Source organism: Myceligenerans pegani (assembly GCF_014892515.1).
GTDB lineage: Bacteria > Actinomycetota > Actinomycetes > Actinomycetales > Cellulomonadaceae > Myceligenerans > Myceligenerans pegani.
Map to the genome: position 1 here is coordinate 429,752 of NZ_JADBGR010000107.1, position 10,454 is coordinate 440,205.

Consider the following 10,454-nt stretch of genomic DNA (forward strand, 5'->3'; position numbering starts at 1 on the left):
CGGACGACGACGGCCGCGCGACCGCCGTCGTCCGTCACGTTCGGTCCACGCTCAGTCCATTCGACGGTACGCCGGGAGGGTGAGGAAGTCGGCGTACTCGTCCGCGACGGCGACCTCCAGGAACGTCTGCTTCGCCTCCTCGTAGTCGGCGGCGTCGCCGGGCAGCTTCGCGATCTCCTCCGCGACGATCTCGTGCACCAGCTCCTTCGTCACCTTCCGGCCCGTGTCCGCGAGGGTCACGTCGTTGTGCAGCCACTGCCACACCTGGCTGCGGGAGATCTCGGCGGTGGCGGCGTCCTCCATGAGGTTGAAGATCGCCACGGCGCCGAGACCGCCCAGCCACGCGCGCAGGTACTGGATGCCGACCGAGACGTTGTTCCGCAGGCCCGCCTCCGTGATGTCGCCGGGGGTCGCGGCGACGTCGAGCAGCTGCTCCGCGGTGACCTCCACGTCGTCGCGGGTGCGGTCGATCTGATGCGGCCGATCGCCCAGGACCTCGGTGAAGACCTCCTTGCACAGCTCGACCATGCCGGGATGCGCCACCCACGAGCCGTCGAAGCCGTCACCGGCCTCCCGGGTCTTGTCGTCGCGCACCTTGGCGAAGGCCGTCGCGTTCACCTCCTCGTCCTTGCTCGGGATGAACGCCGCCATACCGCCGATCGCGTGCGCGCCGCGCTTGTGGCACGTCCTGACCAGCAGTTCGGTGTAGGCGCGCATGAACGGGACCGTCATCGTCACGGCATTGCGGTCCGGCAGCATGAACTCCGTGCCGCGGGTCCGGAACGACTTGATCACGGAGAACATGAAGTCCCAGCGGCCCGCGTTCAGGCCGGCGGAGTGGTCGCGCAGCTCGTAGAGGATCTCCTCCATCTCGAACGCGGCCGGGTAGGTCTCGATGAGCACCGTGGCGCGGATCGTGCCCTGCGGGATCCCCAGGTAGTCCTGGGCCAGGACGAACGCGTCGTTCCAGAGCCGCGCCTCCAGGTACGACTCCATCTTCGGCAGGTAGAAGTACGGCCCCTGCCCCTTCGCGAACTGCCGCAGACCCGCCGTGGCGACGTAGAGCGCGAAGTCCACCAGCGAACCCGACGTCTCCCGCCCGTCCACGAGGATGTGCTTCTCCGGCAGGTGCCAGCCGCGCGGGCGCATGACGATGGTCGCGAGTTCCGCGTCGGGCTTCAGCGCGTACGTCTTCCCGTTCTCGGCGGTGAAGTCGACGTTCCGGTTGATCGCGTCGAGCAGGTTGAGCTGCCCGCCCACCACCGACGTCCACTGCGGCGTGTTCGCGTCCTCCTGGTCCGCCAGCCACACCTTGGCGCCGCTGTTCAGCGCGTTGATCGTCATCTTGCGGTCCGTGGGCCCGGTGATCTCCACGCGGCGGTCCACGATGCCGGGCGCCGGGTCGGCCACGCGCCACGAGTCGTCCTCGCGGACGTGCCGGGTCTCCTCCAGGAACCCCAGGGTGCCGCCGGCGGCCAGGTCCTCGACGCGGCGCTCGCGTGCCTCGAGCAGTTCCAGGCGCCGGTCCGCCAGCTCGCGATGCAGCCTGACGATGAGCTCCAGCGCGGCCGGGGTGAGCACCTCCTCGTACCGCTCGCCGATCTCACCGGTGATCTCGATGCCGTCCGGAGTCTCCACGTCGACACTCTCCTTGCTTCGTTCTTCCACTATGCGGAAGTAGATATTCTGATCGTGGAAAGTCTACCGCCCTGCGAGCCTATCGCCCACCCGCGCCGCCTCCTCGCGCAGCACCGGGACGGCGTCGTCGGCGAACTCCGGGGTCACCCGAGCCGCCGGGCCGGACACCGACAGGGCCGTGGCCAGCGGCGCGCCGGGCACCGCGACGGCGAAGCAGCGGACGCCGATCTCCTGCTCCCCGTCGTCGACCGCGTACCCGCGCTCACGGATCCGGCCGAGCTCCGCGACGAGCTCGTCGGCGTCGGTGATCGAGTGCTCGGTGGCGGCGGGGAGGCCGGTGCGCTGCGCGATCCCCCGGACCTGGTCCTCGCCGAGGCCGGCGAGCAGCATCTTGCCCACCCCGGTGCAGTGCAGGTGGACGCGCCGCCCCACCTCGGTGAACATCCGCATGGAATGCGTGGACGCGGCCTGCGCCACGTACACCGCCATCTCGTGGTCGAGCATCGCGAGATTCGCGGTCTCGCCGAGGGCGGCCGCGACCCGCTCGAGGTGGGGCCTGGCCGCCGCGCCGAGCTGCCGGCCTGCCGCGTCGGCGAGGCGCAGCACGCCCGGCCCGAGCGCGTAGCGGCGCGAGGGCATCTGCCGCGCGTACCCGCGCTGCACCAGTGTGCGCAGCAGCCGGTGAATGGTCGGGAGCGGGAGCCCGCTGCGGTCGCTGAGCTCGCTCAGGGTCGCGTCACCCCCGAGGTCCGTCATGATCTCCAGCAGGTCGATCGCCCGCTCGACGGTCTGCACACCGCCCGTGCTGCTTGCCACGTGGCTCCTTGGGTTCCTGGTTGCCGGTCACCCGCGAACGGGCATTCGTCCGCGGGTCAGAACCAGGATTTCATACGCCGGAAAGCCCGGCGCCGGCGCACCGTGGCCGCTCGCGAGCACGAGGTTTCCTGCGCAGGGTGCGCGCAACCCCGAAGGCAGGCTCCTGCCACGCCGCCGAACCTCATTCCCGGCCGGCGGCCCGCTCCTGCTCGGCCCGCGTCGCGCCGTTGGCCAGGTACCAGCGGATCTTCTCGCGCAGCTTCTCCTGCTGCGCCACCAGCAGGTCGACCTGTTCCTGGACCCGCTGGTGATGGACCTCGAGCAGGGCGAGCCGCTCGTCCATCGTGGTGGCGTCCAGGCAGAGTTCCGCGTACTGCTTCAGGTCGGCGATCGGCATGCCGGTGTCCCGCAGGCAGCGCACGAGTCCGAGCCAGTCGAGGTCGCCCGCGGAGTAGGTCCGCCGCCCGCCGGGCGTGCGCGAGATCGGCGCCAGCAGGCCCTCGCGCTCGTAGTAGCGGAGCGTGTCGATACTGAATCCCGACTCGGCCGCAGCCTCCGCGGGCGTGTAGGTACGGGCGTTCGCGGTCTGGGTCATGCGTCCATCATGCCCGTCGGCAGGCCCGCTCGACAGGCCCGGCCTGGCCGCTCGACGCATCCGGCCCCGCCCTCTTGACCTGGAGCGCGCTCCAGATCGCAGGCTGCTGGCATGGACACGATGAACCTGGCCCTCGGGGCCATGAAGTTCGGCACGACCGTCGACGAGCGGACCGCGTTCGGCCTGCTCGACCAGTTCGTGGACGCCGGCGGCTCCTGGATCGACACCGCCGACTGCTACGCGTTCTGGGACAGCGACACCGGATACGGCGGGCAGAGCGAGGAGGTGCTCGGCCGCTGGCTCGCGGCGCGGCCCGGCATGCGCGACCGCGTGCGGATCTCCACGAAGTTCGGCGCCGAACCCGTGGTCGCCGGCCGCTGGCCCGCGTCGCGGACCGGCCTCGGTGCCGCGGAGGTCCGCGCCCAGCTCGAGGGCAGCCTCCGCCGGCTCGGCACCGACCGCGTCGACCTCGCCTGGGCGCACATGGAGGACCGGACCGTGTCGCTCGAGGACGTCTCCGACACGCTGTCCGGGCTGCACGACGACGGTCTCGCAGCGCGTCTCGGCATGTCGAACCATGCCGCGTGGCGGGTCGCGACCGCCCGCGCGCGGGCCCTCGGCGAGGGACGTGAGCCGGTGAGCGCGCTCCAGTACAGCTATTCGTACCTGCATCCCCGGCCCGGCACGGCGGGCGCGGGTCACCGGTTCGGGTTCCTCACCGACGAGCACCTCGACCTCGCCGCCACCGGCGGACTCGAGATCTGGGCGTACTCACCGCTCCTCGGCGGCGCCTACGACAACCCCACCAAGGAGATCTCCGAGGAGTTCGACCACCCGGGCACGTCGCGCCGCCTCGCCGCCCTCGACGACGTATCCGACGCCGTGGGGCTCACCCAAGGCCAGGTGGTCCTGGCATGGCTGGCGGGTCACGAGCCGGCAGTCCGCCCCATCCTCGGCGGCAGCAAGCCGGAACAGCTCGCGGCGGCGATGACCGCCGTCCGGACCGTCCTGCCCGACGACGCCCGGGCGCGCCTGGACGCCGTCGAACCCCTCACGCCGACCGTCGACGAGGATCGCGTGCCGGATCCGGAACCCGCGTAGGCGCGACGAGTGCCGATTCCCTCGGAGGGGGCGACCAACTTCTGTACCGAGGGGAACAGAATTCGCGAGAGCTGAGCCCCACGAACGGTGCACAATAACGCCCGTGAGCATCTCACTGTACGACGACGCCGGCGGCGCCGACGGGCTCCGCCGGCTGAGCACCGCGTTCTACGACCGGGTCCTGGCCGACGACCTGCTGGCCCCCGTCTTCAAGGACTTCACGCCCACTCATGTCGAACGGGTCGCGATCTGGCTCGCCGAGGTGTTCGGTGGGCCCGATAACTTCACGGCCGAACTGGGCGGCCATCAGGACCTCCTGCGCGCCCACCTCGGGCTCCGCATCCGTGACGAGCACCGGCAGCGCTGGCTGGAGCTGATGGCAGCCGCTGTCGACGAGACTTATCCCGGGCGACCGGACCTCCGCACGACGCTCATGGCGTACTTCGACTGGGGGACCAGGATCGCCCAGGACGTCTCGCAGGACCCACCCGGAACGGATCTCGGGGATCCCGGACCGACACCGCGATGGGGACATGACGGACTGAAGCCGTGAGGAAGGGACTCTCGGAGATCGTGCGGGCTTGAGCTCGCGTGGGCTCGGGTTCACGCCGGCTTCGGGCTCATGCCAGAGAAATGGCGAAAGCCCCTCGAGTGGGTGCTCGAGGGGCTTTCGTGAAAGGGGGTCCGGCGGCGTCCTACTCTCCCACCCCCTGGCGGGGGCAGTACCATCGGCGCTGTAGGGCTGAGCTTCCGGGTTCGGAATGGAGCCGGGCGTTTCCCCTACGCTATGACCGCCGTAACACTATCGAGTTCACCAACCAACCCAGGGCTACAGGCCCCCCCTCTTCGTTGTGCCTGCCGGCACCCGTGGGGGGTGGTTTGGTCGTTTCTCGGGAACCGTACAGTGGACGCGAACAGCCGGCACACACACAGTGTGTGGGTGTGGGGTGTGTTGTTGAGGTTGTTGGCGGATTAGTACCGGTCAACTCCACCCATTACTGGGCTTCCATCTCCGGCCTATCAACCCGGTAGTCTTCCGGGCGCCTTCCCACCCGAGGGTGGTGGAGTCTTCATCTTGAAGCAGGCTTCCCGCTTAGATGCTTTCAGCGGTTATCCCTTCCGAACGTAGCCAACCAGCCGTGCTCCTGGCGGAACAACTGGCACACCAGAGGTTCGTCCGTCCCGGTCCTCTCGTACTAGGGACAGCCCTTCTCAAGACTCCTACGCGCGCAGCGGATAGGGACCGAACTGTCTCACGACGTTCTAAACCCAGCTCGCGTACCGCTTTAATGGGCGAACAGCCCAACCCTTGGGACCAACTCCAGCCCCAGGATGCGACGAGCCGACATCGAGGTGCCAAACCATGCCGTCGATATGGACTCTTGGGCAAGATCAGCCTGTTATCCCCGGGGTACCTTTTATCCGTTGAGCGACCACGCTTCCACAAGCCATGGCCGGATCACTAGTTCCGACTTTCGTCCCTGCTCGACCTGTCAGTCTCACAGTCAAGCTCCCTTGTGCACTTGCACTCGACACCTGATTGCCAACCAGGCTGAGGGAACCTTTGAGCGCCTCCGTTACATTTTAGGAGGCAACCGCCCCAGTTAAACTACCCACCAGGCACTGTCCCTGATCCGGATCACGGACCGAGGTTAGATGCCCGAAGCGATCAGAGTGGTATTTCAACGATGACTCCACCCGACCTGGCGGCCGGGCTTCACAGTCTCCCACCTATCCTACACAAACCGCACCGAACACCAATACCAAGCTGTAGTAAAGGTCCCGGGGTCTTTCCGTCCTGCTGCGCGTAACGAGCATCTTTACTCGTAGTGCAATTTCGCCGAGTTCGCGGTCGAGACAGCGGAGAAGTCGTTACGCCATTCGTGCAGGTCGGAACTTACCCGACAAGGAATTTCGCTACCTTAGGATGGTTATAGTTACCACCGCCGTTTACTGGGGCTTAAATTCTGAGCTTCAACCCGCAAGGGTTTGACTCGTCCTCTTAACCTTCCAGCACCGGGCAGGCGTCAGTCCGTATACATCGTCTTGCGACTTCGCACGGACCTGTGTTTTTAGTAAACAGTCGCTTCTCCCTGGTCTCTGCGGCCCACCCCCGCTCCCCCCAGCAAGTAGGGTTCACGGGTTGGGCCCCCCTTCTCCCGAAGTTACGGGGGCATTTTGCCGAGTTCCTTGACCACGATTCGCTCGATCACCTTGGTATTCTCTACCTGACCACCTGAGTCGGTTTCGGGTACGGGCGGCTAGAACCTCACGTCGAGGCTTTTCTTGGCAGCAGAGGATCACCACGTTCCCACATAAGTGGTCACCATCAGCCCTCACCCTTCATGTCCCGCGGATTTGCCTACGGAACGGGCTACGACCTTGGACGTGGACAACCATCGCCACGTGCGGCTACCTTCCTGCGTCACCCCTGTTAACACGCTTACCTACTACCGGATCAGGTCCCACGCCTCACCCCCCGGTACAGTCCGAAGACTGTGGTGGAAGGTTCGGGATGGTTAGTCTCACCGGACTCGGTATGGGCGGTTCTTCGCCGGTAGGAGAATATCAACTCCTTGTCCATCGACTACGCCTGTCGGCCTCGCCTTAGGTCCCGACTTACCCAGGGCGGATAAACCTGGCCCTGGAACCCTTGGTCATTCGGTGGACGGGATTCACACCCGTCATTCGCTACTCATGCCTGCATTCTCACTCCCGCAGCCTCCACCCCTGGATCACTCCGGGACTTCCACGGCTGCAGGACGCTCCCCTACCCAACCACACCACTGACAATCAACAAGTTGACCGTAATGTATGCGTGTGGTTGCCACGGCTTCGGCGGTGTGCTTGAGCCCCGCTACATTGTCGGCGCGGAATCACTTGACCAGTGAGCTATTACGCACTCTTTCAAGGATGGCTGCTTCTAAGCCAACCTCCTGGTTGTCTGAGCAACTCCACATCCTTTCCCACTGAGCACACGCTTAGGGGCCTTAGCCGGCGATCTGGGCTGTTTCCCTCTCGACCCACGGAGCTTATCCCCCGCAGTCTCACTGCCACGCTCAACTTACCGGCATTCGGAGTTTGGCTGACGTCAGTAACCTTGTCGGGCCCATCGGCCATCCAGTAGCTCTACCTCCAGCAAGCAACACGCGACGCTGCACCTAAATGCATTTCGGGGAGAACCAGCTATCACGGAGTTTGATTGGCCTTTCACCCCTAACCACAGGTCATCCCCCAGGTTTTCAACCCTGGTGGGTTCGGGCCTCCACACCGTCTTACCGACGCTTCACCCTGCCCATGGCTAGATCACCCCGCTTCGGGTCTAGACCCGGCGACTGGACCGCCCTGTTCGGACTCGCTTTCGCTACGGCTACCCCACCCGGGTTAACCTCGCCACCGAGCACTAACTCGCAGGCTCATTCTTCAAAAGGCACGCCATCACCCCCACACGCCCCACAAGGAGACGCCGAGGCTCTGACGGATTGTAGGCACACGGTTTCAGGTACTATTTCACTCCCCTCCCGGGGTACTTTTCACCTTTCCCTCACGGTACTGGTCCGCTATCGGTCATCAGGGAGTATTTAGGCTTACCAAGTGGTCTTGGCAGATTCACACGAGATTTCACGGGCCCCGTGCTACTCGGGACAACCTCCACCAGGCCGCACGATTTCACCTACGGGACTCCCACCCTCTACGGTCCGGTATTCAACCCGGTTCGGCTATCACACGACTTTCTCACTGGCCCAGACCCTGTCAGAGATCTGAAGAAGCTCCCACTACCCCGCACACGCAACGCCTGACAACTTGACACGCGCACGGTTTAACCTCATCCGCTTTCGCTCACCACTACTCACAGAATATCTCTTCCTGCCGGTACTGAGATGTTTCACTTCCCGGCGTTCCCCCCCACACCCTATGAATTCAAGTGCGGGTACCCGAACATGACTTCGGGTAGGTTCCCCCATTCGGAAACCCTCGGATCACAGCTCGTCTGCCAGCTCCCCGAGGCTTATCGCAGGCTACAACGTCCTTCGTCGGCTCCTGATGCCAAGGCATCCACCCTGTGCCCTAAAAAACTTCAACAACACTACACAGAACACACCAGCACACCCCCTCCCACCCCAAGGATGAAAACCCCAAGGATGAGAACAGAGCCACTGGCATGTCCAGAGATGCTCGCGTCCACTATACAGTTCTCAAGCAACGAACGAACCCACCACCCACGAACGACCAACCACACCATCCCGGCCTGGCGGTATCGCTCCAGCGATGACCCGAACCCTCCACGAAACACCCCACCCAGGAACCCCCACCCCGACCACGAGCAAAAAAACCCGCGACCCGGTCGTGACGATCCCGAGAGCCGGTTGCCTCAGGACCCAACAGTGTGCTCGGCAGACCCCACCCCCAGGCGTCACCCGTTCCAGCCCGGCCACCACCACCCCCCGCAAGAGAGAGGCCGGCACCCGGCGTACTAGAGGCAACCCCACACAAGAGGCAGAGCCCTTCGTCAATGTTCCACCCACGAGCAACCACCCACGACACGTTCGGTCATGGCGCGGCTTCTGGACCCGCCACCCCAGGGGCGACGAGCCGAAGTGCTCCTTAGAAAGGAGGTGATCCAGCCGCACCTTCCGGTACGGCTACCTTGTTACGACTTAGTCCCAATCGCCAGTCCCACCTTCGACCACTCCCCCCTTACGGTTGGGCCGTGGGCTTCGGGTGTTACCAACTTTCGTGACTTGACGGGCGGTGTGTACAAGGCCCGGGAACGTATTCACCGCAGCGTTGCTGATCTGCGATTACTAGCGACTCCGACTTCACGGGGTCGAGTTGCAGACCCCGATCCGAACTGAGACCGGCTTTTAGGGATTCGCTCCACCTCACGATATCGCAACCCTCTGTACCGGCCATTGTAGCATGCGTGAAGCCCAAGACATAAGGGGCATGATGATTTGACGTCATCCCCACCTTCCTCCGAGTTGACCCCGGCAGTCTCCCATGAGTCCCCGGCATCACCCGCTGGCAACATGAGACAAGGGTTGCGCTCGTTGCGGGACTTAACCCAACATCTCACGACACGAGCTGACGACAACCATGCACCACCTGTACACCGACCTTACGGAAACCACATCTCTGCAGCGATCCGGTGCATGTCAAGCCTTGGTAAGGTTCTTCGCGTTGCATCGAATTAATCCGCATGCTCCGCCGCTTGTGCGGGCCCCCGTCAATTCCTTTGAGTTTTAGCCTTGCGGCCGTACTCCCCAGGCGGGGCACTTAATGCGTTAGCTACGGCACAGAACAGGTGGAACCTGCCCCACACCTAGTGCCCAACGTTTACGGCATGGACTACCAGGGTATCTAATCCTGTTCGCTCCCCATGCTTTCGCTCCTCAGCGTCAGTAACGGCCCAGAGACCTGCCTTCGCCATCGGTGTTCCTCCTGATATCTGCGCATTCCACCGCTACACCAGGAATTCCAGTCTCCCCTACCGCACTCCAGCCTGCCCGTACCCGATGCCAGCCCGAGGTTGAGCCTCGGGTTTTCACACCAGACGCGACAGACCGCCTACGAGCTCTTTACGCCCAATAATTCCGGACAACGCTTGCGCCCTACGTATTACCGCGGCTGCTGGCACGTAGTTAGCCGGCGCTTCTTCTACACGTACCCTCAACCCCCCGAAAACGAGAAGCCTTGTTCCGTGTCGAAAGAGGTTTACAACCCGAAGGCCGTCATCCCTCACGCGGCGTCGCTGCATCAGGCTTGCGCCCATTGTGCAATATTCCCCACTGCTGCCTCCCGTAGGAGTCTGGGCCGTGTCTCAGTCCCAGTGTGGCCGGTCGCCCTCTCAGGCCGGCTACCCGTCGACGCCTTGGTAGGCCATCACCCCACCAACAAGCTGATAGGCCGCGAGCCCATCCCCCACCAAAAAATCTTTCCAACCCCCACCATGCGGCAGAGACTGAATATCCGGTATTAGACCCCGTTTCCAAGGCTTATCCCGAAGTAGAGGGGCAGGTTACTCACGTGTTACTCACCCGTTCGCCACTAATCCACCCAGCAAGCTGGGCTTCATCGTTCGACTTGCATGTGTTAAGCACGCCGCCAGCGTTCGTCCTGAGCCAGGATCAAACTCTCCGCAAAAGAAAACACTCTTCACAGAGCTTAACTGATACCAGCTCAGACCAGACAGACAAACTGCCCGATCCGATCCAAAACAACCCCTCCCACAAAAGGGAAGAGCCTTAAACATTGGCATTGACTATCAAGCACACTGTTGAGTTCTCAAACAACCGACGCACAC

The 10,454-nt window shown here is 64.1% G+C and carries 5 protein-coding genes and 3 rRNA genes; 2 read left to right on the forward strand and 6 right to left on the reverse strand.

The window, feature by feature from the left end; all coding sequences use genetic code 11:
- Window positions 1–51 precede the first annotated feature (51 nt).
- The 3 genes from aceB to IIE03_RS22800 form a co-directional block, all read right to left on the reverse strand.
- Window positions 52–1,638 (reverse strand): malate synthase A, encoded by a 1,587-nt coding sequence (gene aceB, locus IIE03_RS22790; protein WP_192865046.1) that lies wholly within the window; start codon window positions 1,636–1,638, stop codon window positions 52–54.
- A gap of 63 nt (window positions 1,639–1,701) precedes the next feature.
- Complete coding sequence (locus IIE03_RS22795) at window positions 1,702–2,454, reverse strand: IclR family transcriptional regulator (protein WP_318843132.1); 753 nt, start codon at window positions 2,452–2,454, stop codon at window positions 1,702–1,704.
- Between the two features lie 181 nt (window positions 2,455–2,635).
- Window positions 2,636–3,049, reverse strand: a complete 414-nt coding sequence (locus tag IIE03_RS22800) for a MerR family transcriptional regulator (RefSeq protein WP_192865047.1) — start codon at window positions 3,047–3,049, stop codon at window positions 2,636–2,638.
- 111 nt (window positions 3,050–3,160) lie between these two features.
- Between IIE03_RS22800 and IIE03_RS22805 the strand changes: the two genes are divergently transcribed.
- Window positions 3,161–4,150 carry an aldo/keto reductase gene (locus IIE03_RS22805; protein WP_192865048.1) on the forward strand — a complete coding sequence of 330 codons (990 nt, stop codon included), beginning with the start codon at window positions 3,161–3,163 and terminating at the stop codon, window positions 4,148–4,150.
- A 103-nt stretch (window positions 4,151–4,253) separates the two neighbouring features.
- On the forward strand, window positions 4,254–4,703 hold the full coding sequence (locus tag IIE03_RS22810) for a group II truncated hemoglobin (protein WP_192865049.1): 450 nt from the start codon (window positions 4,254–4,256) through the stop codon (window positions 4,701–4,703).
- 129 nt (window positions 4,704–4,832) lie between these two features.
- On the opposite strand, the gene rrf is transcribed toward IIE03_RS22810, so the two are convergent.
- From rrf to IIE03_RS22825, 3 genes are all read right to left on the reverse strand, one after another.
- Window positions 4,833–4,949, reverse strand: a 5S ribosomal RNA gene (gene rrf / locus IIE03_RS22815).
- 153 nt (window positions 4,950–5,102) lie between these two features.
- Window positions 5,103–8,233: ribosomal RNA gene (locus IIE03_RS22820) — 23S ribosomal RNA — on the reverse strand.
- 526 nt (window positions 8,234–8,759) lie between these two features.
- Window positions 8,760–10,294, reverse strand: a 16S ribosomal RNA gene (locus IIE03_RS22825).
- The 16S, 23S and 5S rRNA genes sit together here, the layout of an rRNA operon.
- Between the last annotated feature and the right edge of the window lie 160 nt (window positions 10,295–10,454).